The sequence below is a fragment of the Nodosilinea sp. FACHB-141 genome (assembly GCF_014696135.1).
GTDB lineage: Bacteria > Cyanobacteriota > Cyanobacteriia > Phormidesmidales > Phormidesmidaceae > Nodosilinea.
Genome location: NZ_JACJPP010000022.1, coordinates 16,856 through 40,629, shown reverse-complemented (window position 1 = coordinate 40,629; position 23,774 = coordinate 16,856). Strand labels below are relative to the sequence as shown.

At 56.3% G+C, this 23,774-nt stretch carries 21 protein-coding genes; 13 read left to right on the top strand and 8 right to left on the bottom strand.

Features of this window, described 5'->3' with window-relative positions:
* Positions 1-152 precede the first annotated feature (152 nt).
* The 6 genes from H6F59_RS22565 (at position 153) to H6F59_RS22540 (ending at position 6,977) form a co-directional block, all read left to right on the top strand.
* Entirely contained in the window at positions 153-1,067 is a 915-nt protein-coding gene (locus tag H6F59_RS22565) for an undecaprenyl-diphosphate phosphatase (RefSeq protein ID WP_190706016.1), read from the top strand.
* Positions 1,068-1,109: 42 nt separating this feature from the next.
* Positions 1,110-2,561 (top strand): TIGR03279 family radical SAM protein, encoded by a 1,452-nt coding sequence (locus H6F59_RS22560; protein WP_190706014.1) that lies wholly within the window; start codon positions 1,110-1,112, stop codon positions 2,559-2,561.
* 188 nt (positions 2,562-2,749) lie between these two features.
* Positions 2,750-4,423, top strand: a complete 1,674-nt coding sequence (locus H6F59_RS22555; protein ID WP_190706012.1) for a TolC family protein — start codon at positions 2,750-2,752, stop codon at positions 4,421-4,423.
* Positions 4,424-4,455: 32 nt separating this feature from the next.
* On the top strand, positions 4,456-4,974 hold the full coding sequence (locus H6F59_RS22550) for a Mov34/MPN/PAD-1 family protein (RefSeq protein ID WP_190706009.1): 519 nt from the start codon (positions 4,456-4,458) through the stop codon (positions 4,972-4,974).
* A 75-nt stretch (positions 4,975-5,049) separates the two neighbouring features.
* Positions 5,050-6,222, top strand: coding sequence for a molybdopterin-synthase adenylyltransferase MoeB (gene moeB / locus H6F59_RS22545; RefSeq protein WP_190706007.1), 1,173 nt, complete (start codon positions 5,050-5,052; stop codon positions 6,220-6,222).
* Between the two features lie 116 nt (positions 6,223-6,338).
* A complete protein-coding gene (locus H6F59_RS22540; protein ID WP_190706004.1) occupies positions 6,339-6,977 on the top strand; it encodes a hypothetical protein in 639 nt (212 codons plus the stop codon).
* A gap of 2 nt (positions 6,978-6,979) precedes the next feature.
* Here the strand turns inward: H6F59_RS22540 and H6F59_RS22535 are convergent, their stop codons facing one another.
* From H6F59_RS22535 to H6F59_RS22525, 3 genes are all read right to left on the bottom strand, one after another.
* Positions 6,980-7,855 carry a M56 family metallopeptidase gene (locus H6F59_RS22535; protein ID WP_190706003.1) on the bottom strand — a complete coding sequence of 292 codons (876 nt, stop codon included), beginning with the start codon at positions 7,853-7,855 and terminating at the stop codon, positions 6,980-6,982.
* Positions 7,855-8,298 carry a BlaI/MecI/CopY family transcriptional regulator gene (locus H6F59_RS22530; RefSeq protein ID WP_190706002.1) on the bottom strand — a complete coding sequence of 148 codons (444 nt, stop codon included), beginning with the start codon at positions 8,296-8,298 and terminating at the stop codon, positions 7,855-7,857. The genes H6F59_RS22535 and H6F59_RS22530 overlap by 1 nt, the downstream gene beginning before the upstream one ends.
* A gap of 211 nt (positions 8,299-8,509) precedes the next feature.
* Positions 8,510-9,418, bottom strand: coding sequence for an alpha/beta fold hydrolase (locus tag H6F59_RS22525; RefSeq protein WP_190706001.1), 909 nt, complete (start codon positions 9,416-9,418; stop codon positions 8,510-8,512).
* Between the two features lie 134 nt (positions 9,419-9,552).
* Here H6F59_RS22525 and H6F59_RS22520 point away from each other — a divergent pair, with 134 nt between their 5' ends.
* Together H6F59_RS22520 and H6F59_RS22515 are read left to right on the top strand one after the other, a co-directional pair.
* Positions 9,553-11,037: a hypothetical protein gene (locus tag H6F59_RS22520; RefSeq protein ID WP_190706000.1), complete on the top strand. Its 1,485-nt coding sequence runs from the start codon at positions 9,553-9,555 to the stop codon at positions 11,035-11,037.
* Between the two features lie 204 nt (positions 11,038-11,241).
* Entirely contained in the window at positions 11,242-11,835 is a 594-nt protein-coding gene (locus tag H6F59_RS22515; protein WP_190705999.1) for a hypothetical protein, read from the top strand.
* 236 nt (positions 11,836-12,071) lie between these two features.
* Here H6F59_RS22515 and H6F59_RS22510 read toward each other — a convergent pair whose 3' ends face one another.
* A complete protein-coding gene (locus H6F59_RS22510; protein ID WP_190705998.1) occupies positions 12,072-12,341 on the bottom strand; it encodes a hypothetical protein in 270 nt (89 codons plus the stop codon).
* 502 nt (positions 12,342-12,843) lie between these two features.
* Between H6F59_RS22510 and H6F59_RS22505 the strand changes: the two genes are divergently transcribed.
* Positions 12,844-14,106, top strand: coding sequence for a DEAD/DEAH box helicase (locus tag H6F59_RS22505; RefSeq protein ID WP_190514986.1), 1,263 nt, complete (start codon positions 12,844-12,846; stop codon positions 14,104-14,106).
* A 203-nt stretch (positions 14,107-14,309) separates the two neighbouring features.
* On the opposite strand, the gene ppk1 is transcribed toward H6F59_RS22505, so the two are convergent.
* On the bottom strand, positions 14,310-16,469 hold the full coding sequence (ppk1, locus tag H6F59_RS22500) for a polyphosphate kinase 1 (protein ID WP_190705997.1): 2,160 nt from the start codon (positions 16,467-16,469) through the stop codon (positions 14,310-14,312).
* 264 nt (positions 16,470-16,733) lie between these two features.
* Here ppk1 and atpD point away from each other — a divergent pair, with 264 nt between their 5' ends.
* Positions 16,734-18,188 (top strand): F0F1 ATP synthase subunit beta, encoded by a 1,455-nt coding sequence (gene atpD, locus H6F59_RS22495; protein ID WP_190514988.1) that lies wholly within the window; start codon positions 16,734-16,736, stop codon positions 18,186-18,188.
* A gap of 71 nt (positions 18,189-18,259) precedes the next feature.
* Positions 18,260-18,667, top strand: a complete 408-nt coding sequence (gene atpC, locus H6F59_RS22490; protein ID WP_190705996.1) for an ATP synthase F1 subunit epsilon — start codon at positions 18,260-18,262, stop codon at positions 18,665-18,667.
* 164 nt (positions 18,668-18,831) lie between these two features.
* On the opposite strand, the gene H6F59_RS22485 is transcribed toward atpC, so the two are convergent.
* Positions 18,832-19,170: a 30S ribosomal protein PSRP-3 gene (locus tag H6F59_RS22485; RefSeq protein WP_171973078.1), complete on the bottom strand. Its 339-nt coding sequence runs from the start codon at positions 19,168-19,170 to the stop codon at positions 18,832-18,834.
* Positions 19,171-19,217: 47 nt separating this feature from the next.
* Between H6F59_RS22485 and H6F59_RS22480 the strand changes: the two genes are divergently transcribed.
* Positions 19,218-20,030: a TIGR01548 family HAD-type hydrolase gene (locus tag H6F59_RS22480; protein WP_190705995.1), complete on the top strand. Its 813-nt coding sequence runs from the start codon at positions 19,218-19,220 to the stop codon at positions 20,028-20,030.
* Between the two features lie 93 nt (positions 20,031-20,123).
* On the opposite strand, the gene H6F59_RS22475 is transcribed toward H6F59_RS22480, so the two are convergent.
* Positions 20,124-20,930, bottom strand: a complete 807-nt coding sequence (locus H6F59_RS22475) for a DUF4114 domain-containing protein (protein ID WP_190514991.1) — start codon at positions 20,928-20,930, stop codon at positions 20,124-20,126.
* A 399-nt stretch (positions 20,931-21,329) separates the two neighbouring features.
* On the opposite strand from H6F59_RS22475, the gene H6F59_RS22470 reads away from it, so the two are divergent.
* Positions 21,330-22,283 carry a LysR family transcriptional regulator gene (locus H6F59_RS22470; protein WP_190705994.1) on the top strand — a complete coding sequence of 318 codons (954 nt, stop codon included), beginning with the start codon at positions 21,330-21,332 and terminating at the stop codon, positions 22,281-22,283.
* A gap of 156 nt (positions 22,284-22,439) precedes the next feature.
* Here H6F59_RS22470 and thrC read toward each other — a convergent pair whose 3' ends face one another.
* Complete coding sequence (gene thrC, locus H6F59_RS22465; protein ID WP_190705993.1) at positions 22,440-23,552, bottom strand: threonine synthase; 1,113 nt, start codon at positions 23,550-23,552, stop codon at positions 22,440-22,442.
* Positions 23,553-23,774: the final 222 nt, after the last annotated feature.

Here is a 23,774-nt window from a genome sequence, read left to right as displayed (position 1 = left end):
TAGGGAAGTCTCCTAGGGAGGGGTCAGAGCAATGCAGAGCTCATCCCTATGGTCAGTAACCTGGCCATGGTAGAGACCGCCTAGGCCTCCCTGTCACCTTTAGCAGGTGCCTCTGGCTTGCAAAGCTATATCCATTACTATGGTTACCCCTTATGAATAGTGTGTTCCTTGGTCTAGTAGCTACGGTAGTCCAAGCGGGCAGCGGCGCGACCACGCCCCCCACGGAGACGATGAACCTGTTTCAAGCCATTGTGATTGGCATTGTGCAGGGGCTAACAGAATTTTTACCGATCAGCAGCACAGCCCACGTCAAGATGGTGCCCGTGGTGCTGGGATGGGGAGACCCAGGGGTGGCATTCACCGCAGTCATTCAGCTGGGCAGCATTGCAGCCATTCTTTACTACTTTTGGGATGACCTCCGCCAGGTGACGATGGGCATGGTCAAGGCCACAATGACCCGACAGTTTGATTCTTCAGAATTTCGCCTGGGGTTGGGTATCTTGCTGGGCACAATTCCCATCGTGGTGGGTGGACTCTTAATCAAAGCCTTCATCCCAGATTTCGATAATTCGCCCTTGCGCAGTGCCTCCACCATCGCCATGGTGTCTATTTTGATGGCCCTGGTCCTGGCTGCTGCCGAGATTGTGGGCCGCCGCAAGCGCACCTTTGAGGCGCTCACCTTAAAGGATGGCGTGACTATGGGCTTTGCCCAGGCTCTAGCGCTAGTTCCCGGCGTATCGCGATCGGGGTCTACCCTAATGGCTGGCCTGTTTATGGGATTAGAGCGATCGACAGCGGCGCGGTTCTCCTTTTTGCTGGGGGTACCTGCTATTACGCTATCGGGGCTAGTAGAGCTGAAGGGGTTTCTAGACACTGGATTTGGGGCGGCTGGCCCATTGCCGCTGCTCGGCGGTATCGTAGCGGCGGTGGTGTCGTCTTATCTAGCAATTTTCTGGCTGATTCGCTTTTTGAAGCAGCACAGCACCTGGGTATTTGTGTGGTACCGTCTGGCCTTCGGAGCAGCCATTCTGCTAGCGTTGGCTACCGGAAAAATGCAAAACATCTAATATAGGAAGGCACATTTTGCTTCTCCAAGGCTTTCCTTCGCTATGGCTGCCTCGGCTATTCACCCTGCTCGCATCACCCGGGTGATGCCCGATTCGATCGCAGACGAGATTGGTTTTGAGCCCGGCGATGCCCTAGTAGCCATCAATGGCCAAAAACCTCGCGACTTGATCGACTATCGCTTTCTCTGCGCTGACGAGGACCTCACCTTGGAGGTGCTAGACACCCGGGGCAAAACCCACCACGTTGACATCGAAAAAGAAATTGATGACGATCTGGGCCTAGAGTTTGACACAGCCCTCTTTGATGGGCTGATGCAGTGCAACAATGCCTGCCCCTTCTGCTTCATCGATCAGCAGCCTCCTGGCAAGCGCGGTACGCTTTACCTCAAAGATGACGACTACCGCCTCAGCTTTCTCTACGGCAGCTACCTGACCCTGACTAACCTGCTGCCCCAGGAGTGGGAGCGCATTGCCCAGATGAGGCTATCGCCCCTGTATGTGTCAGTGCATGCTACCGAAGCGGAGGTGCGATCGCGCCTGCTTAAAAACCAACGAGCAGGCCAAATTCTCGATCAGCTGGCCTGGTTCCGCGACCAGCGATTGCAGATTCATGCTCAGGTAGTGGTCTGTCCCGGCATCAACGATGGTGACCACTTGGACACCACCCTGCGAGATTTAGCCCAGTTTCACGAGGGTGAAGTGCCTGCGGTAGCTTCGACAGCCGTGGTACCCGTGGGTCTCACCCGGTTTCGCCCTGCCGACGATGAGCTGACTCCGGTAACTCAGGCCCAGGCCCAGCAGGTGATTGCTCAGGTGCAAGCCTTCCAGCAGGATTGCCAGCGGCGGTTTGGCACAAATTTTGTCTGGCTAGCCGACGAGTGGTTTTTAATTGCCCAGCAAGAGGTGCCCGAGGAAAGCCACTATGAAGACTATCCCCAACTGGGCAATGGAGTGGGGTCAATTCGTCAGTTTCTCAAAGATTTTCAGCAGTCAGCTGAGGACTACTTGCCAGAGGCCGTCAGCCCACCGCGCACTTTGACTTGGGTAGTGGGCAATGCGGTGGAGCATGCCTTTCAACCCATCGTCGATCGCCTCAACACCGTTCAAGGTTTGACGGTTCGCCTAGCCGCCCTAGCTAGCGACTACTGGGGACGCGATATGACGGTAACAGGCCTGCTGACCGGCCACGATCTGCTGCTGGGGTTGCAAGATTCGCCCGACCAACCACCGCGACGGAACGAGCCTTCCAACCATAGCCCCCTAGGCGATGCCCTACTGCTGCCGACGGTTATGCTGAAGCCCAGCGATTCGGGCCAAGCCAAAGACACTCTGTTTTTAGACGACCTCAGCGTAGCTGAAATCAGCCAGCGCCTTGGTTGCCCAGTCATCCCTGTAGACGACACCGATGCTTTGGTGCAGGCCTGCTGCGGCGAGCTACCCGCCCACAGCTTCGCTGATTTGCAACCCGCCGTTGGCTATTGGACACCGTCGTGATTGTACTAAACCGTTTAGTTTGCTAAGCTGGTGACTGAAAATTTGTGGCTGATCTTCTCCCACGAGAGGATAGATCGGGCTTCGGCGGGTCTAACTTTGGTTAATGCCGATATGCTAAAAAACTGTGGCAGAAATTTTCGTTTTTCCCGTTGGTGACTCAATTTAGGTAGTGATAGCCCATGGTGTCTATGCTTTACTCTTATTGCCGTTGCCTCATACCGCTAAGCCTAGGCATTACCCTATCTAGCTGGTCCGCTGCGGGGTTAGCTAACTCTGAGCCTCGTCCCCTAGCCGACGAGAGCCCAGGAATCAGCATTGCCCAGGCTGAAACCGAAGCCCTAGAGGCATCCCCAGCCGCTATTGAAGAGGATGTGCCTGCCACTGAGGCCGGTGCACCAGGGTTGGAACCCGGCGAAGAGGCTGTGCCTTTGGACGCTGACGAAAATACTACGCCCTCCTCCACGGTGCAGACTGGTCCTTTGATACCCCAGTCCGATCGCCCCACAGAGCAAGGTTTTGAGACCCCACCCGACTACCTAACTCCCAACGCCAATCCTCTGCTGGTGCCGACTCAGCCCGAGGAGGTAGAAATCTTGGGTACCCAGCCGTTGTCATTGGAAACGGCTCTGGAACTGGCCTACCGCAACAGCGAAGAACTGCGGGTGGCGCAGCTGCGCCTGGAGCGCAACCAGGCAGGTTTGAGAGTTCAGCAAGCAGCGCGGCTGCCGACGGTAGATTTGGGAGCCAACGTGCAAACCGCTAACCAGTCGTCATCGGGCTCGGGGGGAACCTTTGACTCTACTAGCACCACCGCTGGCAGCACCCTCAGAACCGACTATGACCTGGGCCTGTCGGGGGAGCGATCGGCCCGCATTCGAGCGGCAGAACGTCAGGTGCGAGTCTCTGAGCTTCAGGTTGAGCAAACCCGTGAAGATTTGCGGCTCAATACCACCACTGACTATTACGCGGTGCAGGAAGCGATCGAGCAAATTCGCATCAACCAAGCCTTTTTAGAGGCTGCCGAGCGTAATCTGCGCGATACCCAGCTGCGGGAAGAAGTCGGTGTAGGCACTCGATTTGACGTTTTGCAGGCGGAGGTGCAGGTGGCCAACGCGCGCCAAACCCTCACCCAGGCCATCAGCCAGCGACAGATTTCCCAGCGACAGCTGGCCCGACGGCTCAACATTCAGCCCTCGGTCGATCTAACGACCCTGGCCGTCAACATTGCCGGAGCCTGGCCGCTCTCACTGGAGGAAAGCATTGTGCTGGCCTTCCAAAACCGATCAGAGCTAGAGCAATTCTTAGTCGAGCGAGAGTTCAACGATGCTCAGCGTCAGGCTAGCCTGGCAGCGGTTCGCCCTAATCTAGGGGTATTTGCCCAGTACGGAGTCCAGAGCTTGCTGAGCTCATCGTCGGGGGCATCATCTAGCATCGACGACGGATTTTCTCTGGGAGCACAGTTCAACTGGCGGCTATTTGACGGCGGGGCTGCTCGAGCCAGCGCCGACCAGAGCGAAATCGACATTGAAACCGATGAGTCGGAGTTCGAGAGCGCCCGCAACGACATTCGGGTGCAGGTGGAAGAGGCCTACTACACCCTGGTGTCTAACCAGTCGAATATTGATACGGCTTCGGTAGCCGTCAACCAGGCTGAGGAAGCGCTAGAGCTGGCCAATCTGCGGTTCAATGCTGGGGTGGGCACGCAGCTAGAGGTGATCAATGCTATTCGAGATCTGACCGAAGCCCAGGGCAACTTGGTGACCGCAGTGCTCGAATACAACCGCGCTTTAGCCCGCCTAGAGCGAGCCGTAAGCAACCTAGACACCCCGGCCGACGATACTCCAGAAACTGTTCAAGAGTAGGTACTGGGTGATGTTGGCGATGATCTTTTGCTATGGCTAATCTTTACCTTGATGCTGACTGCTACCAAGCCATAGTTGAGGCGGCCGTCGCTGGCTACCCCAAGGAATGCTGTGGGCTGCTAGTGGGCCGGCGTGGATCTGGGGAAGAGCTGCCCGGCGAGGTCGCTCGCACTGTGGTTGAGGTTGTCACCTTAAACAATGCCTGGGATCCGTCGCTGCTGGACTATACCGACCCCGCAGGCGATGGAGCCCACAGTCTGCGCGATCGCTACTGGATCGACCCCGCCGATATGTTGGCCGTACAGCGATCGGCGCGGGAACGAGGGCTAGAGATTATTGGCGTGTTTCACTCTCACCCCGACCATGTAGCGGTGCCGTCGGAGTGCGATCGCACCCTCGCCTGGCCCGTCTATTCCTACATCATTGTTTCGGTGATGGCAGGGCAAGTTGCCGACTTCAAAAGCTGGCAGCTCAATGACCAAGACCAGTTCGAGCCCGAGCCTGTGAAAATGATTGGATCATCTGCCAACAAAGCTTCATTCTTGTCCTAAGCTTAAATGATGTAAAAAACGGTCGTGCCCCAGACCGTTTTTTGTTTTTACCGCCACAGTTTCTCTGCCGAGGCCATGCTCAACCCAAACCTGGACGACATTCAGCTCACCAAAGAGGAGTACGAGCGCTACTCCCGCCACATCATTCTGCCGGAGGTGGGTCTCGATGGGCAGAAGAAGCTCAAGGCCGCCAGCGTGCTCTGCGTGGGCACTGGAGGCTTGGGTTCACCCTTGCTGCTGTATCTGGCCGCCGCTGGCATTGGCCGCATCGGCATTGTCGACTTTGACACCGTCGATCAGTCGAACCTCCACCGCCAGGTGATTCACAGCGAGTCGTGGGTGGGCAAACCCAAAATTGAGTCGGCCAAAAGCCGCATTCTTGAAATCAATCCTCACTGCCAGGTTGACCTCTACGAAACCCGTCTCAGCGCCGAGAATGCCTTAGGCATCTTTGAACCCTACGACGTGGTGGTTGACGGCACCGACAACTTTCCCACCCGCTACCTAGTCAACGACGCCTGCGTACTGCTGGGCAAGCCCAACGTCTACGGCTCCATTTTTCGCTTTGAGGGCCAGGCCACAGTTTTTAACTACCAAGATGGTCCCAACTATCGCGACTTATATCCCGAACCGCCACCGCCGGGGCTAGTGCCCTCCTGTGCGGAGGGTGGCGTGCTGGGCGTGCTGCCCGGCATCATTGGCGTCATTCAGGCCAACGAAACCATCAAGGTGATTTTGGGCACGGGCAAAACGCTCAGCGGCCGCCTGCTGCTCTACAATGCCCTCGAGATGACCTTTAGAGAGCTGAAGCTGCGGCCCAATCCCGTCCGCCCAGTGATCGACAAGTTGATCGACTACGAAGAGTTCTGCGGCATTCCCCAAGCGCGCATGGAGGCAGAGAAAGAGTTGGCTGAAATCTCCGAAATGACCGTTACTGAGCTGAAGCAAGTGCTCGACAGCGGGGCCGACGACGTAGTGCTGCTTGACGTGCGCAACCCCAACGAGTACGAAATTGCCCGCATCCCTGGCTCGGTGCTGGTGCCTCTGCCCGATATCGAGAACGGTGAGGGGGTTGATAAGGTCAAAAGCCTAGTCAACGGCCATCGCCTGATTGTGCACTGCAAAATGGGCGGGCGATCGGCCAAAGCTCTAGGCATTCTCAAGCAGCACGGCATTGAGGGCACCAATGTGAAAGGCGGCATCACCGCCTGGAGTAAAGAGGTAGACGCCTCAGTTCCCGAATACTAAGCTCTCAGCGATAGCCAAATGCCCCGGTGGAATCTTTACCACTGGGGCATTTCTGTTGATTCGTTCTATTCCAGAGTTGTTATCATCGGGAACGGGTTCCTTGGGAGGTAGGGCAGATGATGCGGTTTAAACGTAGTCTTGGGGGTGCGATCGCCCCGAAAATCGGGTCTTCGGCGATCGCCATAAAGAGCGGATCTCTAGCTCTCGCTGCCCTCGTCCTCACCGCCCATCCCGGCTGGGCACTGCCAGGGCAAACGGTGAACCTAACCGAGTCGTGGATTCGCAACAACCCTACCCTCAAGCCTGCCCCCAGCGATCGCTTAGCTATCAATCGCCTGGTTGCCCCTGGGCAGCGATTCACCTTCCAGGCGTCTGTGTTTCCGATCAGTGGCGTATCGCCCAATCAAGACCCTCGCCAGATTCGCTCTGAGCGCTTTAGTCTGTCCGACCACGCCAACCCTATTACCGTCGATCGGCTCGATGAGTCGTTGCGGGCTATCTACGGGCAGGAGATTTTCAACGACTATCGCCAAGCAACGGTGCTGCTACGCTACCCGGCTCGAGGCAGCAGGACCAATTCTACTGACAACCCCAACCTGGTACTGCGGGGTGAAGTGCGGCAGGGAGAGCGCTTTGCCTACTGGCAGGAAATTGCCTACGATCGCGCCGGCACTGCCTATCTAGGCCGCATGGCTGTTTTTGTCAAAGAAGACCTGCCCACTTTACAAACTCAGCTGGCTCCCTACGGGGAATGAGCTTACGTGTGCAGCCAGGTGACCGCCAAGGGCAGCATCGCAACCATCAGCCAAGCCAATTTGACCTGACGTTGTTCAGAAATTTTTACCCCGGTGTCTGGTGCAACTAAAGCGTTGACCCGCTGCTCCAAGCGAGTGAGCGACAAAGCCTGATTGAAGCCCACTCCGGTCTCAAGCCAGTGCTCTGAGGACTGTGAATGGGTGGTCAGGGCCATCTGTCGAGCAAGTTTCACTAGCAGCTCTGCCAGCACAAGGGGGTCACTGGTGTTGGCAGCCTGGCGATCGGCGCGCAGCTCTCGCAGCAGCAGCAGTTCTTCCCACAGCGCTTCGGTGTTGGGTAGCCAGCTGGTGAAGCACCGTACAACACCTAACCAGAAAAACCAGAACGGGTCACGATGATCAGCATGGGCCTGTTCGTGGGCCAGCATGGCCTGCTGTTCGATCGCCGTCAGTTGCTCTAGCCAACCCCGACTAACCAGCAATGACGATCGCCACAGCCCGACCTGAGCTGCCAGCGGTAGGTCGATGGGCAAGCAGCGGGCCTGCTCTCCCTGAGGAAGCGAGACCACGGCGTATTGGCGCAGCCCCCAGGTGGTGCGCACCGTTTGGCCCAGTGCGCAAGCTAGAACACCGACGGCAAAAGACAATATCCCGAGACTAACCCAGCACCCTACCGGACTGACTATCTGGCCGATCATGGTGCCGTGGTGGCCCATAGAGAGCACCGCCGCAGCGGCCAGCACAATCATCAGCGGCGGCAGACAAAAGGCACTGAGGGCAGACTCCCAGCGGACTAGCCAAGGGCCATCGCACTGTCGCCATCGCCATCGCCAAACTGCAGCCACCACAATTGTGAGCACCATTAAACTGCTGTGCATTACGCATCCTCCCTTTGGGTCTGAGTATGGCGCAGGGCGCGCAGACGGGCGGCGATCGCGTCTATCTTGTCCAGCTCAGCGACATCTAGGCTATCGGCAAAGGCGGCCACTAGATCGGGGCTACCCACTGCCAAGAAGCTCTGGAGCTGCTGGTGGGCAGTCAGCAGCTCAGCCTCTTGCTGCGAGATTATGGGCTGCCAACGGAAGGCACGACGGGGTTTTTCTGGCTGCACGGCCTCGCGCCGCAGCCAGCCTTTCTTAGCTAAGCGTTGAAGCACCGTCGTCACCGAAGCCTGGGTCAAGTCGCGATCGGGGTCGGACAGAATATGGTCGTGGATGTCTTTAACGGTAGCTCCGTTTTTTTCCCAAACGATGGCCAGGATCTCGGCCTCTAGGGGGCCTAGGGAGAGGTGGCGAGGGCGATGGCGGGGAAGGGGAGACATTGGGTGGATAGCTGGGGGGATACCCCAGTTTAGGGGAAGCGGGAGGCACCAACCAAAGCGCGGGTTTGTATTCTGTAATAAGTTGATCGGCTATCTATCGACTACGCCTAGTCCTAAGGCGAATCTCATTTGCACTACTACATCTTGACCCTGCTCAACAGGTGGCCAGTTCTCGCTCTGCCCTGGGGATAAACGCGAGACAGGCACAAGTTCACGCTCCTTCAATCACCGTCTTTAACACCCATTCTCGCAGCAGGCTATTCACCTGGTCGGGAACCTCGTCGTGGGGGCAGTGACCGGCCTGTAAGTAGTGTTCCGTCAGGGTGGGGTAGTGCTGACGAAACTGCGCCCCCTTCACACGACAGTTCATCCAAGGGTCGCCTTCGCCCCAGAGCATCAGTAGGGGGCAGCTCATTTTTTGCAGCAGCACGTCTACATTCTCGCCCTGGCGAGACTTAAAGACTGAGGCAAACACTCTGGGAGCACCAGGATCGAGGGCGGGGCGGCGAATGTCTTCGACTAGTTGGTCGGTAATAACCGATTTATCGAGATAGACCTGCTGCAGGGTGCGTCGAATGATGGCAGGCTGGCGCACATACTGAAACAGCACCCAACTCGGCAGCGGCTGCAGCATGAGCGATTGAATCAGCTTTGCGATCGGGTTGGGCGCTGGGGGAGGGGTTTGAGCGGGAGAAGAAAATGGGCCAGCGCTGTTCAACAGCACCAGTCCAACAGCCGACTCAGGATGGTTTGCCGCCACGCAAAGCGACGCATATCCACCAAGGGAATTGCCCGCCAGTACCGCCGGACGACCGATTACTTCAATGATGAAATCGTGGAGCTGCGCCTGCCATAGGTCACCGCTGTACTGCCAGTCGGGCTTAGCCGATCGCCCAAACCCCAGCAGATCGATCGCCCAAACCTGAAAGTCGGCCTGCAGGCCCTGAATATTCTTGCGCCAGTGGTCGGTAGACGCACCAAAACCATGCACCAATAGCAGGGGAGGGCGGTCGCTGTGAGCTTCTCCGGCTACCACGTAGTGAATGGCCTGGTCACGCCAGGTCCAGTAGGTGCTGGGGGGATTGTTGAGGGGCTGAGGGGCAAAGACGGTAGCGGTCATGGCGGCTTCAGGGAATCAGCTTGTAAACATATATTAATTATGATGGTAGCGAATCTGAGCCGCCCCAACCCTAATGGTGACAAACGGGCGAATACCAGGCATTGTTGCAGAGGTATGCGTTTAAGCCTGGTGCCATGGCTGCCCTATCTCGCCCCCGCCGATCGACCAACGGCCGCGAATTTTCTAAACACGATGCCCGTCGCCTAAGGCGACGCTGGTTCGAGCGGATTATGGCGACGATGGCTCTGCTCAACCTGGTGCTGGTGATTGGCGACTTGAGCTACATTCCCCTGCGGGATCTGTACTTGCGATTGCTGCCGGGCTTGACAACCTGGTATGGCGAAACCTTTAAAGGCATTGAGCCCCACCGCTTCACGGCCAACTACCTCGACACGGTTGACGCCCTTGAGGAGCAGGTATCCCAGACCGGGCTGACCTCAGCTCAAGCGCAGTCGATCTTGAGCGATTTGCAACAGCAGAGCAGAGCGATGATCTCTGAGAATCCGTTTCAAATTGCCAATCGCTCGGGCAATCTGGAGCAAATCAAAAACGAGATGCGCGATCGCATCGGGTTAGAATCCGCCACCGAATCCATGACCGAGTTTTGGAGCGTCGACCACCTCAGCGAAGCTGGATTTTCTGCCGAGATGGCCTTCTTTAGAAGCGAAGTGCAGCCTTTGGTCGAAACCAACTTTTTTCGGCGCATTGCTGTCCACGGCGGCTTTGTAAACCAGTTTTGGCTTATCGACATCTGGTTCAACCTGCTGTTTGGCCTAGAGCTACTGGCTCGCAGCGTTTATCTCGATCGCCGCTACAAAAATTTCACCTGGCGCGATGCCATCCTGTGGCGCTGGTACGACATTCTGCTGCTCATTCCTTTCAGCGCTCTGCGATTGCCCTGGCTGGCCCTAGCGCGCCTAATTCCAGTCACCATTCGCATCAACCAGTCAAACTTAATCAACTTAGAGCCCATTCAAAGCCGCATTAGCCGCTTTGTCATCAGCCAGGTTGCCGTCGAAATTACCGAAATTGTGGTGCTGCGCATTATTGACCAAATGCAGTCGCTGGTCCGCGATGGCAGCGTGGCCAAAACGCTACTAGCCCCTAAACCACAGCGCTACATCGATGTCGGTGGCGTCAATGAGCTAGAGGTGATTTCCCAGAGGCTAGCTGCGCTCACGGTCTACAACGTGCTGCCCCAGGTCAAGCCCGAAGTAGACGCCCTGCTCAAGCACACTGTTACCCAGGCCTTCGATCGCACCCCCGGCTACCAGGGATTTCGCCAACTGCCAGGCATCGGCGATCTGCCCGATCAACTGACCGAACAGGTTGTTTCTCAGCTTTCGGCCAACCTCTACGATGCGGTAAAAGGGGCTTTAGAAGACAAATCTGGCGGCGATCTGACCCAAGCCCTCGTGCAAAAGCTCGGCGAAACCTTCAGAGCTCAGCTCAAAGAGAACGAGAATATCGAAGAGATCGAAGCTCTAGTCGTAGATTTTCTCGAAGAATTCAAGCTCAACTACGTTAAACGCCTAGCCACTGCGGATGTCGATCGCTTAATCGAAGAGCGCTACCAGCTCTACAACGTTTCCCAGGGCAACCTCAAGGGCGATCGCTAATACAGCCTCTTTAACCCACTTCATCTACCCAAAGCCTATCTTCCTTAGGGTAGATGGTCCAAGCGCCTATCTATTCCTCTTACCTCTCCACCTGGGTAGAGGGAGATGCACTGTGGCCATTGTTACATTTGACACAGCTAAAAGGGCATCTACAGATAAGAACACCTATCTAAATCGTCTATTAACTTGGAGTTCAATACTATTATGGCTACTCGCAACACCAATCCCCGCAACCGAGATTTCGACACGTCAATCAACGCTCGACCAGCAACGCCGGACGAAGTTGCCTACCGCGATGGCTACGTCAGTGGTAAGTCGACCGAGCAGCTAGAGCAAGAGCGCCGCCGGGCCGAGGAAGCCAGAATTTATGAAGAAAACGCCAGGCTACGGGCCGACAACGGAATCTCTACCGGTCTCATTCTAGGTATGGTACTAGCCGCTGTAGCCGCTATAGTTGGTGCGGTCGCCTACGTCTACAGTGACGCCAACGACGGCAGAATAATTCCTGTCCCTCAGGCTCCGGCACCCGAAGCCCCAGCTCAAGAACCGACTAATGAGACCACCATCATCGAGCGCACCATTGAGCGCACCCAAGAAGCTGTGCCTGTCCCTACCGCCCCTGCTCCTAGCGCCCCCGCTCCCACCGTCCAGCCCCCCGACATTAACGTTGAGCTGAATAATCCTGTCGCGCCGGCTCCTAGCGAAGCCCCCGAGGCTCCTAGCGCGGCTCCCGAAGGCCAAGCCCAGCCTGAAGCTGAGTCCAATCAGCCGGCGACCCAAGATACTCAGCCTCAATAGCTGCACTAAACTTGGCCTCTTGACCGGCCAAGCCTAGGCCATTCGAAGAGAAGTCACTATTAGCTGCGACTTGCACAAACTGAGGAGAACTGTCTATGACGGTTCTCCTTTTTGCTGTGGTGAGAATTTCAAGGCTGCGGCTATGGCGGGGTGAAATTTGTTTAGACCGTTGCCCCTGAGTTTCTAGAACCAGAACCCCAGGGCGAACAGCTATAGACTCCGACGTGATCTAGGCATTAAGAGTCAGCGAATACATAGCGAGTCAGCACCCGCATTGATTCCCGCTGGCGATCGGTGGGAATAGGTTTGCTCCACTCGATTGAGTCGGAGAAACCCACGTGGCTCATTTCTGAAATCACTCGATTTACGGCGGTGGGGCGGCCAATCACAAGAATGCGAACTTTGTCGCGATGGTCGGAAGCCGGCCCTTTGAGCGGCTCATCTCCCGAAGAAGACGTAGCCTCATGCTCTGACGAGGCGCTGGCATACAAAAAAGTTTTAGGCATAGTGGGTTATGGGATAGGGAGTTCAACATACATCTGCGGTGACGACTCAGGCAGCGATCAAGACGTTGAATACCCAGTTAGGAAATGGCTAAAGCCGTCTTCCTAAGGCATGGAGGTACACCTATCCCCAGCGTATCCACAGTAATAGCTAACGGTATTTCTCATCAGTGAATTTACGGAGACTTTAAAATTGGTGAAGGCAGCTTTCGGGTCGAATTAGGCCGATAACTCTTTCTAAAGATGAAATCTGCTCTAAAGCTGGCAGTGGCTCTGAGCTTGTGGCCTCATCAGAGCTTTGCAAGAGCTGGCGGAGTAGGGCGTTTACCTGCCTGGCGTCAATCTTTCGACTTATCTGCTAGGATGTAGCTTCGTCCAGCCATCCGGTCTGCGCTGGCCAACAGAATTTGCTTAGCAGCCGTTCTTTTGATTAAATTCACTGCTCTTATGACTGGGCCCAGGTAGTTGATTTGGGATAGGGGCACCATTCGGAGCAAAAAACTAAATGACATTTGAGCAACTCGGTCTTGCGGCCGGTCTACTGCGCGCGGTTGCCGATCAGGGTTACACAGAACCCACGCCGATTCAGCTAAAGGCAATCCCCGCGATTTTAGACGGGCAAGACATTTTAGCCAGCGCCCAAACGGGTACAGGCAAAACCGCAGGCTTTACTCTGCCTATGTTGCAGCGGTTAGCCGAAAACAAGAGCACAGGGCGACGCTTGCCCCGCGCGCTAATTCTCACTCCTACCCGTGAGCTGGCCGCTCAGGTGGGCGACAGTGTGACGACCTACGGTAAGCACCTGCCCTTTAGAGCAGCCATGATCTACGGCGGCGTTAGCTTTGGCGGCCAAATTCGCCAGTTGCGCCAGGGCGTCGATATTTTGATTGCCACCCCGGGTCGTCTGCTTGACCACGTCAGCCAGGGCACCATTGACCTCAGCGCAGTGGAGATTTTGGTGCTGGATGAGTGCGATCGCATGCTCGACATGGGCTTCATCCACGACATTCGCAAAATCATGGGCCGCCTGCCCGACGAGCGTCAGACGCTGATGTTCTCGGCCACCTTCTCTAAGCCTATTCAGCAGCTAGCTCACACCCTGCTGAAATCACCGGTGCAGATCGAGGTTGCCCAGCGCAACACCACCGCCGAGCGGGTCGAACAGGTCGTTCATCCCGTCGATCGCCACCGCAAGCGGGAATTGCTGTCCCACATCATTGGCTTTCACAACTGGCAACAGGTGTTGGTGTTTACCCGCACCAAGCACGGTGCCAACCGCCTAGCTGAGCAGCTAGCCAAAGACGGCCTTAAAACTGCCGCCATCCACGGCAACAAGACTCAAGCGGCCCGCGCCCGTGCTTTGAAAGATTTCAAACAGGGTCGAGTGCGGGTGCTGGTGGCTACCGATGTAGCCTCCCGCGGTATTGACATCGATCAGCTGCCCTACGTGGTCAACTTTGAGATGCCCAACGTGCCCGAAGACTATGTGCACCGCATCGGCCGCACCGGCCGGGCAGGCAACGAGGGTCGTGCCGTATCGCTCATTAGCGATGACGAGCTACCTCTGCTGATCAGCATCGAGCGCATGCTCAAGCAGACAATCACCCAAGACATAGTGGCCGGCTACGAGCCGTCCTTTTCCTCTGATACGACTAGGGTTAAAGCTGCCGCGGCTCCGGCTAGCCCTCGCCGCCAGCGTCCCCGCCGCCGCAGTGGCGGCAGCAGCCCCAGTGCTCCCCGCCGAGCTGGCGCTGGTGCCAGAGGCTAATTGACCTTGCCGAGGACCAAATTAAACCTTCCCCGGCAAGCTAAACCGCACTGACCAAAATCCCCTTTGCCTTTTCATTAAGAAAGTAGAGGGGATTTTTGATGACAAGCAGATTGGAGGACGGACGAGGCGATCGCATCTTTTCCCCAAGCCAAGTTCGAACCCAATCGGGCGTTGCTGAATCGAGGAATGAACCTAAACTCCTACGTTGTGCTGTCGCGCTTTAGGGCGTAAGCCATAAGCGTGGCGTGGGTGCCGCGTTCCTCCTTATCGAGGGGGCGGCGCTGGGTATACGTCCCGTCAGAGGACATCTCCCAGGCCTGGCGGTTATCGGCTTGTAAAACATCGAGGATGTTTTGCAGCTCCTTGATTAACTTCGGGTCTTCAATCGGTACGACCGCCTCCACGCGGCGATCGAGGTTACGGGTCATCCAGTCGGCGCTACCGATGTAATACTCGGGCTGTCCACTGTTGTGGAAGCAGAAAATGCGGGAGTGCTCCAAAAACCGACCAATGACGCTAATCACGCGAATGTTCTCGCTGACGCCAGGCATACCGGGCCGCAAACAGCAGGTACCGCGCACAATTAAGTCCATTTCGACCCCCGCCTGGGAAGCTTCGTACAGCAGCCTAATAATGCGACCATCGACTAGGGAATTCATCTTGGCAATAATTTTGCCCTGGCCGCCGCTCTGGGCATGATCGATCTCGCGGCGAATTAGGTCTTCCATGCGATCGCGCAGGGTCAGCGGTGCCACCAGCAGCTTGCGATAAGCTTTTTGGCGCGAGTAGCCGGTGAGAAAGTTGAACAAATCGCTGAGGTCAGCCCCCAACTCCTCCTGACCGCTAAACAAACCCAGGTCCGTATAGAGCTTCGAGGTTTTGGGGTTGTAGTTGCCGGTGCCAATATGCACATAGCGGCGAATGTTGTCGCCCTCTTCGCGCACGACCAGGGTAGTTTTAGTGTGGGTTTTAAGCCCCACAATGCCATAGACCACATGCACTCCGGCGTCTTCCAGCTTCTTGGCCCACTCAATATTGTTGGCCTCGTCGAAGCGGGCCTTGAGTTCGACCAGGGCAACCACCTGCTTGCGGTTTTCTGCTGCTGTGATCAGCGCCTTGACGATGGGTGAGTCACCGGATGTGCGGTAGAGCGTTATTTTAATAGTCAACACCTTGGGGTCGACGGCCGCCTGAGTAATGAACTCCTGCACCGAGGCCTGAAACGATTCGTAGGGGTGGTGCACCAAGATATCGCCATCGCGCAGGGCGGCGAAGAAATTGGGCGGGTGCTCAGAATAGTTCCGGTTGCCCTCGTCGTCGAGCATCATCACCGGCTTGAGCCGCGGGGGGACTAGGGGCGTCCAAGGTTTATCTTTAAGCTCCGGCAAGGGCAGCGATAGAAAAAAGAATAGATCTCTCAGATTCAATAGGCCGTCAATCTCATAGATGCGATCGCTGCCTACCCCTAGCTCGCGCATTAACCCTTCTTTTAGATCAGCGGGCATAGTGCTTTCGATCTCAACCCGACAGATAAAACCCTCCAGTCGCCGCTTGCTGATTTCTTTTGCGATCGCCAGCAGCAGGTCATCGGCTTCATCCTCCAGCACCGGGAAGTCGGCATCACGGGTAATTCTAAATAAGTGATGGCTGACGATTGTCATGCCCGGAAACAGATAGCCCAGATTTTCGGCAATTACCTGCTCCAGGGGCACCCCAATCCAAACGCAGGGTTTGCCTTTGTAGGTGCACAGCGGCTCGGGCATCCCCACAAAACGAGGCAGGTTGCTGGGCACTTTGACACGGGCAAAGCGCTCTACCCCGGTTTCAGGATCGGTGACCTTGACCGCCAAGTTTAAGCTCAGGTTCGACATGCGCGGAAACGGGTGCGACGGGTCGACGCTAAGCGGCGTCAGCACCGGAAAGATCCGCTTCTCAAAGTAGTCCTTCAGGAAAAAGAGCTGCTCCTGGGTGAGGTCGTGATAGTTTTGCAGATAAACCCCGTGCTTGGTCAGCTCTGGTCGCAGCTCGTGCTCAAAGGTTTGGTTCTGCAGCGCGATCTTTTCAAGCAGGTGCGATCGCATAATCTCTAGCTGCTTAACCGGCGTTACCTTGTCCGGCGTCTCAGGATGCACACCCGCCCCAGCCTGCTCCATCACGCCTGAGATGCGCACCATAAAAAACTCGTCTAAATTGTCGCTGTAGATCGCCAAAAGCTTTAGCCGCTCCAGCAGCGGAGTGCGAGGGTCAAGGGCCTCGTGAAGTACCCTCTCGTTAAACCCTAGCCAGCTGACCTCGCGGTTGATGTAGTACTGCGGGGCACTCAAATCAGCGCTCTGGTCGGCCACCTTCACTTTAGCCATGGCTTTCCTTAACCCCCCAAGATTGTTGTCAGGGCATTTTAGCGATGCAACCTAATGGTTTGGTTAAGGCGCAGCGCTGCACCAGCCCTAGAAATCTCCTAGCAACCCAGCCGTGTCTTAACCAACCAACCCAAGGTTCAGATAAAGTCAGTGCGATCGTCGTAGGCGGTAACGCTCTAGTGATACTCTGAATGATGGCGCTTTAGAATGTAACAGTTAATTAAAAGCGACCGAAACAGCTGATCATACGGAATAGGCGCAAGCATGGTCACCACAGCAGAACAAACCAACGTTGGCTACATTACTCAAGTTATTGGCCCAGTTGTAGACATTAAGTTTACGGCTGGTGAAATGCCAAAGATCTACAACGCTCTCAAAATTCAGGGCACAAACCCCGCTGGCAACGAAGTTGCCGTTACCTGCGAAGTGCAGCAGCTCCTGGGCGATTCCCAGGTGCGGGCCGTTTCGATGAGCACCACCGACGGTCTAGTGCGGGGCATGAAAGTTGTCGATACTGGCCTTCCCATCAGCGTGCCCGTAGGCGCTGCTACCCTGGGCCGAATTTTCAACGTGCTGGGTGAGCCCGTAGACGAAAAAGGGCCTGTCAATGTTGACACCACTTCCCCTATTCACCGCTCTGCTCCTAAATTCACCGAGCTAGAGACTCAGCCCACGGTGTTTGAGACCGGCATTAAGGTGATTGACCTGCTGGCTCCCTACCGTCGCGGCGGCAAAGTCGGTCTGTTTGGCGGTGCGGGCGTGGGCAAAACCGTATTGATTCAAGAACTGATCAACAACATCGCCAAAGAGCACGGTGGTGTTTCAGTGTTTGGCGGCGTCGGCGAGCGCACTCGCGAAGGCAACGACCTCTACAACGAATTCATCGAGTCTGGTGTGATCAACGCCGACGACCTGGGCAAGTCTAAGGTAGCCCTAGTTTACGGCCAGATGAATGAGCCCCCTGGGGCACGTATGCGGGTAGCACTGTCGGCCCTGACCATGGCCGAGTACTTCCGCGACGTCAACAAGCAGGACGTGCTGCTGTTCATCGACAACATCTTCCGGTTTGTGCAAGCTGGTTCTGAAGTATCTGCACTGCTGGGCCGCATGCCCTCTGCTGTGGGCTACCAGCCCACCTTGGGCACCGACATGGGTGACCTGCAAGAGCGGATTACTTCTACTCTAGAAGGCTCCATTACCTCCATTCAGGCTGTGTACGTGCCGGCGGACGACCTCACCGACCCCGCTCCGGCAACCACCTTTGCCCACCTCGACGCTACCACCGTGCTGTCTCGGGCCTTGGCTTCCAAGGGTATCTACCCGGCTGTGGATCCCCTCGACTCTGCTTCCACCATGCTGCAGCCCAGCGTTGTGGGCGAAGAGCACTACAGAACCGCTCGTGCCGTGCAGTCCACCCTACAGCGCTATAAAGAGCTTCAGGACATCATCGCCATTCTTGGTCTAGATGAACTCTCTGAAGATGACCGTCTGGTGGTAGCCCGCGCCCGCAAGATCGAGCGCTTCCTTTCCCAGCCCTTCTTTGTGGCTGAAGTGTTTACCGGTGCTCCTGGTAAGTACGTTTCTCTGGAAGACAACATCAAAGCCTTCAACCAGATTCTTTCTGGCGAGCTAGATGATATTCCTGAGCAGTGCTTCTACCTCAAGGGCGGTATCGAAGAAGTGCTCGAAGCTGCCGAAAAGATCAAGGCTGAGAAATAGCTTCTGCTGTTGGGGGCTTGGAATAGTTCTAGCCCCCAACATCCTGTCACAATCCCTATTGCATTCTTGCTATGGCATTAACCGTTCGTGTAATTGCTCCAGACAAAACCGTCTGGGACTCTGAGGCAGAAGAGGTCATTCTGCCCAGCACCACTGGTCAGCTGGGCATTTTAGCTGGCCACGCGCCCCTCCTCACCGCCCTCGACATCGGGGTGATGCGGGTGAGAGCTGATAAAGAGTGGGTGCCCATCGCGCTGATGGGTGGCTTTGCTGAAGTTGACAGCAACGAAGTCATTATTCTGGTTAACGGGGCCGAGCGGGGCGATGCCATCGATCTCGCCCAGGCCCAAACCGCTTATCAGGAAGCTGAGACTCGTCTGAACGAGGTTAACTCAGAAGATAAGTCGGCCACGATTCAGGCTCGTCAGGGCCTCAAGCGCGCCAGAGCTAAGCTTCAAGCAGCTGGCGGTCTCAAGTAGCCCGCTGGCAATAAGCACTCATTCACATTCAAAAGCCCACCGGTTGAGCAACTGGTGGGCTTTTGAATGAGTTCATAACTTCAGTGGAGGTTTAGCAGCGAGGGATGTTCTAAACCGAAGCTCCTAGCCAGAATTTGATTCCTAGCTAAACGCTGATCAAACCATCACGAACTACCGGTAAAGGTAATTTCGGGAAAGCGATCCTGGGCTTCAGTCAGGGGTTTGCCCTTACCTTCTTCCTGCCAATAGTTGATGATTTCGGTAGCTTGGTTGAGAATTTCAACCCGCTCCTCTTCTTCAATCCAGGGCTTGCTCTCAAGCTCTGTTTTCATTTGTTCCCAGGCATCGTTACGGGGCCAGAAGAAATAAGAGGTGAGCGGGCTGGTGCCCTTGCCTACCACCTGATCAACCGCCAGCGCAACGTCGCCTTCTAGCCAGAGTACTTTTAGGACAAATCTGGACAAGTAAACCTCCGCTGCAATTCCAAAAATACTACAGTCTATAATTCTATCACCTTGCTTCCCTGCTCTCTACCCTAAGTCTGCATTCTATGACCTCTTTGGCTGCCCCTCGGGCGATCGCGGTGTTTGATATTGACGGCGTACTGCGGGATGTGAGCAATTCCTATCGCCGCGCCCTGGCCGATACTGTAGAAAAGTTTACCGGTGGTCAATACCGACCCACGTCGGAGGACATTGACGAATTGAAAGGCGAGGGACAGTGGAATAACGACTGGGAAGGCTCTCAAGAGCTGGTCTATCGCTATTTTGAGCGTCGCGGAAAGGGCCGAGATGCGATCGCTCTTGACTACGAGCAGATCGTCGAGTTCTTTCAGCAGCGTTACCGGGGGCCTAACCTCGAAGATCCCAACGAATGGACGGGGTACATTACCCAGGAGCCGCTGCTGGTGGATGCGGCTTACTTTGATGAGCTGACGCGCGATCGCATTCCCTGGGGATTTTTTAGCGGGGCTACCCAGGGGTCGGCTCGCTTTGTGCTAGAGCGGCGTCTGGGACTGAGCAATCTGGTGCTCGTAGCTATGGAAGATGCCCCTGGTAAGCCTGACCCCACCGGGCTGCTAGCCGTGGCAGAGCACCTGACCGAGCTGCACGGGCTCCCCGCTGACCTGCCGGTGATCTACGCTGGCGATACCGTCGCCGATATGCAGACCGTTGTGCAGGCCCAGGCCAACTATGCCCAGCGGCAGTGGCTAGGGGTAGGGATTCTGCCGCCCCATGTGGTAGCGGGGGCCGCCTCCTACCGCGATGCCTACCGCGATGCCCTTAAGAAAGCTGGGGCTAACGAAGTGGTTAGCAGCATCACAGAGCTAACGGCCAGCGTTATTCATGCACTGGAGTGCTAAAGAAAAAGGGAGGTGAGATGTCTCACCTCCCGACTACCATCAGGGTGTATGCCAAAAACTACCCAGCGGTTCTATTCACCGGGGCCAGCCAAACTACGCGGCGGTGGCCTTGCGGCGGCGCAGGGTGGTAAACCCACCGATACCTAGGGCCGCGATGCCGAGCAGGGCAGAGGGCTCGGGAACGTCCTCAGCGGGGGGTGCTCCATGCTGGATACCGCGCACTGCGAAGATCACATCGTTGTAGTCGCGATCGCCGCCGCCGACAATATCCTCAAATCCCAGGATGATCCAGTCTTGGTGCTGGAAGGCAACCACGTGCTGTAGCCCGTTGGGGTTGGCTGCAGCGTCGGTGCCTAGCATCGTGTTGCCGCCGTTTTTGCCGTTCGATTTAATCATAAAGTCGAGCTGAGTAGCACCGACGAACGCCCCGAGGCTAGCACCTTGGCCTAGGGCCAGAGGACCATTGCTCTCGCTCAGTTTGCTATCGCGAGACGAAATGTCATCGAAGATTTTGCCACTGCCGGTCAGGCCGCCGTTGGCATCGGTAGCGGTGTAGAAGAGCTGGTTGCGGTAGCCCGCGCCTTCGTTGATGAAGTAGACCTCAACCGGGTCAACCCCATTCCAAAACAGCTTGCTGGTATCGAGCTCATACTGGGCCAGAAAGCCTTGAGATAGGGCGTTGGCCTCGTTATTGATGAGTTTTTTGAGCTCCTCTAGGCTGGTAGAGGGCTTGGTAATGTTGAGGCTCTTAAGGTTGTCAAACCCGAGGTCAGTGGAAAACTGATCGGGGGTGAGGCCGGCAGCAGGTAGCTGAGCCTGGGCCGGAGCTGTGGCCATGACGCTGACACACACTGCGGCCGCCGCGAGTCCGGCTTCTAAAAGGTGACGGTTGATGAACATCTCCTGGTACCTGGCTAAAAGGTGGATGGGTTACATAGAACACCTGCCCCTAAGGGAGGATCTGGGGGCAAGCAGACTACATCGCGGTGGCGAGTTAGGCTGCCCTAGGGCCAGTGATAGTTGCACGGCTTGGGTCTAATCTATCTGGCCACTGTGGAAAGAGCCTGAGTAGATCCCCTGGGCGTCAGATAAAGCTTCAGTAATTCGAGTGGGATCAGGTCATAAAAATTGCCAAAAATACTGAGGCCACTGCCCCAGAGGTCTTACTGCCGTGGCAGTGGCTAAAACACGTTATGGGCCAGGCAGACTAGAGAACCGCAGAAATTGCAGGGGGTCTCTTTCGCTTAGCGGCAATCAAGGGTTAGTGTCTAGCTTATCCACGTCGAGTAGGACAGCCCCATGGCTAAAGCTGACCCCCATCGCCTAAAGCTCTCTCAACTGCGAGCGCTAGTGGCTATTGCCGACCGGGGTTCGTTTAGTGACGCCGCTTTGCACATGGAGCTTTCCCAATCGGCAGTGAGCCACGCCATTGCCACTTTGGAAGAAGAGCTGGGAGTATCATTGCTCAGCCGAGGCCGCCAGGGGGCGGTACTGACGCCGGTGGGTGAACAAATCACTGAGGAAGCCCGGCAGGTGTTGCGATCGCTCTACATCCTATGCAATCGAGCTAACGAAGCGAGAGGGCTACAAACAGGTGAAGTGCGGATTGCGGCCTTTCGCAGCGTGGCGACCCACATTTTACCGGAGGTAATCCGCCAGTTTCGGCAGCAGTATCCTGGGGTAGCCATTGCTATTGATGAAAAATCTCACTATGAGATGGTGGAAAGCGATCTGCGCCAGGGGCGGGCCGATGTGGGGTTTACCTATTTGCCCAGCCGCGATGAGTTTGAGCAGTGGGAACTACTGCGCGACCGCTACATCATCATCCTGCCGCCTAGCTCCCAACCCCATGCTCCCCTTCCCCAGCCCTTCACCTGGCAGGACCTGGAGGCTTATCCACTGATTTTGACTCCAACTGACGATGGCGATCGCCAGTACCTCGATCGCCTGTTGCACAGCTGGGATCAGCAGTTGCAGCCCGCCTACGCCGTCCGCGAAGACTCGACTATTCTCAGCATGGTGGAGCGAGGGTTGGGGGCCACAATCATGGCATCTTTGGCAGCGGAGCCTATCCCCCCAGGGCTACGGGTAGCGGAGTTGCCCCAGCCCCTAGAGCGCGTGATTGGGGTAATTGTGCTGCGGGATGCGCTCTTGCCACCGCCGGTCTATGCCTTTTTGGAGCGACTTAAGGCGGTTTGGCTCCAGTCCCAGGCGGCTCAGTCTGCCTCTGATCTGGCCTCAGGAAGCCGATAATCCGACATCCCACTGACACAAAAAATGCCTCGGCGCTAGGCCGAGGCAAACAGGTCGTTGTTGCTCTGGAAGGACGTTGAACGCGGTTCACATTCTCCAGATATTGCTACAGCAGCACGTCTACCGATTTCGGACGGCAGCAAATATTAACCGGCATTAAAAGCCCATGGCCTTGGCTAAGATATCAGGGTCTGGATTCAGCCCCCCTTTGACCTGGTTGTTGCTGTGGGCGATCGCGGTGTCAGGGTCTTTCAAGCCGTTGCCGGTCAACACACAGACGATATTGATCCCGGCGGGCACCTGGTCTTTGACCTTTAGCAGCCCTGCTACCGAAGCGGCGCTAGCGGGTTCGCAAAACACCCCCTCTAGGGCTAGCAGGCGGTAGGCGTCCAAAATTTCTGCATCGGTAACGGCGTTAAACTCACCCTGGCTGGCATCGCGCACCGCTTCGGCCTTGGTCCAGCTAGCGGGGTTACCGATGCGAATAGCGGTAGCGAGGGTTTGTGGGTCGCGCACCACGTGACCATTCACTAGGGGGGCAGCCCCAGCGGCCTGAAAGCCCATCATGCGGGGTAGGCGACTGCATTTGCGCTGCTGATGGTACTCACAAAATCCCATCCAATAAGCGGTAATGTTGCCCGCGTTGCCCACTGGAATACACAGCCAGTGGGGGGCATCGCCCATAGCGTCGATAATTTCAAAGGCCCCGGTCTTCTGCCCCTCTAGGCGGTAGGGATTGACTGAGTTGACCAGGGTAATGGGGTAATCCTTCGCCAACTCCTGCACCATGGTAAGCGCATCGTCAAAGTTGCCGTTGATGGCTAGCACTTCGGCCCCGTAGAGCAAGGCTTGAGCCAGCTTACCGAGCGCCACATAGCCATCGGGAATCAGCACAAAGGCCCGCATCCCGCCTCGGCGGGCGTAGGCGGCAGCAGCGGCCGAGGTGTTGCCCGTGCTGGCGCAGATTACCGCTTCGGCCCCGGCCTCTTTGGCCTTGGAGATAGCCATGGTCATGCCCCGATCCTTAAAGCTGCCAGTGGGGTTGAGACCGTCGTACTTGACCCACACCTTTACATCTTTACCGATGTGTTGAGCCAGGACTGGCATGGGAATCAGCGGCGTGTTGCCCTCGCACAGGGTAACCACCGGGGTCTGATCGGAAACAGGTAGATAGGATCGATAGGCCTCAATCAAACCTGGCCAGGGCTGGAGCCCGGCGGTGAGAGAGCGGGAAACGGCGGTGGCGGCTGGGTTTACGCTTAGGGTCACGGTAGGTTGACGATAGGGATAGAAGGCTAAAGACCTAGGGAGTGAGACCTAGCCCAAGGCTCAGCCTTTGTTTTCTAGTTTACCGTGAGCCTTGACCCCAACCGCTCAAGAGCGGTGTTTTTAGTACCAATGGAGCTGAGATTTGTATTCCGAGGAGGATTTCCAGTTCACGAACTGCCCTAAGTCGACGCTGCGGTTTGCGATCGCCTGGTTTAAGATTGG

What these genes read in the sequence shown, in the direction of transcription:
- moeB (WP_190706007.1), top strand. Translation starts at nt 5,050, where the DNA reads ATGCTCAACCCAAACCTGGACGACATTCAGCTCACCAAAGAGGAGTAC.
- H6F59_RS22560 (WP_190706014.1), top strand. Translation starts at nt 1,110, where the DNA reads ATGGCTGCCTCGGCTATTCACCCTGCTCGCATCACCCGGGTGATGCCC.
- H6F59_RS22555 (WP_190706012.1), top strand. Translation starts at nt 2,750, where the DNA reads ATGCTTTACTCTTATTGCCGTTGCCTCATACCGCTAAGCCTAGGCATT.
- H6F59_RS22565 (WP_190706016.1), top strand. Translation starts at nt 153, where the DNA reads ATGAATAGTGTGTTCCTTGGTCTAGTAGCTACGGTAGTCCAAGCGGGC.
- H6F59_RS22530 (WP_190706002.1), bottom strand. Translation starts at nt 8,298, where the DNA reads ATGTCTCCCCTTCCCCGCCATCGCCCTCGCCACCTCTCCCTAGGCCCC.
- H6F59_RS22470 (WP_190705994.1), top strand. Translation starts at nt 21,330, where the DNA reads ATGGCTAAAGCTGACCCCCATCGCCTAAAGCTCTCTCAACTGCGAGCG.
- H6F59_RS22520 (WP_190706000.1), top strand. Translation starts at nt 9,553, where the DNA reads ATGGCTGCCCTATCTCGCCCCCGCCGATCGACCAACGGCCGCGAATTT.
- H6F59_RS22525 (WP_190706001.1), bottom strand. Translation starts at nt 9,418, where the DNA reads ATGACCGCTACCGTCTTTGCCCCTCAGCCCCTCAACAATCCCCCCAGC.
- H6F59_RS22535 (WP_190706003.1), bottom strand. Translation starts at nt 7,855, where the DNA reads ATGCACAGCAGTTTAATGGTGCTCACAATTGTGGTGGCTGCAGTTTGG.
- H6F59_RS22505 (WP_190514986.1), top strand. Translation starts at nt 12,844, where the DNA reads ATGACATTTGAGCAACTCGGTCTTGCGGCCGGTCTACTGCGCGCGGTT.
- H6F59_RS22540 (WP_190706004.1), top strand. Translation starts at nt 6,339, where the DNA reads ATGATGCGGTTTAAACGTAGTCTTGGGGGTGCGATCGCCCCGAAAATC.
- H6F59_RS22475 (WP_190514991.1), bottom strand. Translation starts at nt 20,930, where the DNA reads ATGTTCATCAACCGTCACCTTTTAGAAGCCGGACTCGCGGCGGCCGCA.
- atpC (WP_190705996.1), top strand. Translation starts at nt 18,260, where the DNA reads ATGGCATTAACCGTTCGTGTAATTGCTCCAGACAAAACCGTCTGGGAC.
- H6F59_RS22510 (WP_190705998.1), bottom strand. Translation starts at nt 12,341, where the DNA reads ATGCCTAAAACTTTTTTGTATGCCAGCGCCTCGTCAGAGCATGAGGCT.
- H6F59_RS22515 (WP_190705999.1), top strand. Translation starts at nt 11,242, where the DNA reads ATGGCTACTCGCAACACCAATCCCCGCAACCGAGATTTCGACACGTCA.
- atpD (WP_190514988.1), top strand. Translation starts at nt 16,734, where the DNA reads ATGGTCACCACAGCAGAACAAACCAACGTTGGCTACATTACTCAAGTT.
- H6F59_RS22480 (WP_190705995.1), top strand. Translation starts at nt 19,218, where the DNA reads ATGACCTCTTTGGCTGCCCCTCGGGCGATCGCGGTGTTTGATATTGAC.
- ppk1 (WP_190705997.1), bottom strand. Translation starts at nt 16,469, where the DNA reads ATGGCTAAAGTGAAGGTGGCCGACCAGAGCGCTGATTTGAGTGCCCCG.
- H6F59_RS22550 (WP_190706009.1), top strand. Translation starts at nt 4,456, where the DNA reads ATGGCTAATCTTTACCTTGATGCTGACTGCTACCAAGCCATAGTTGAG.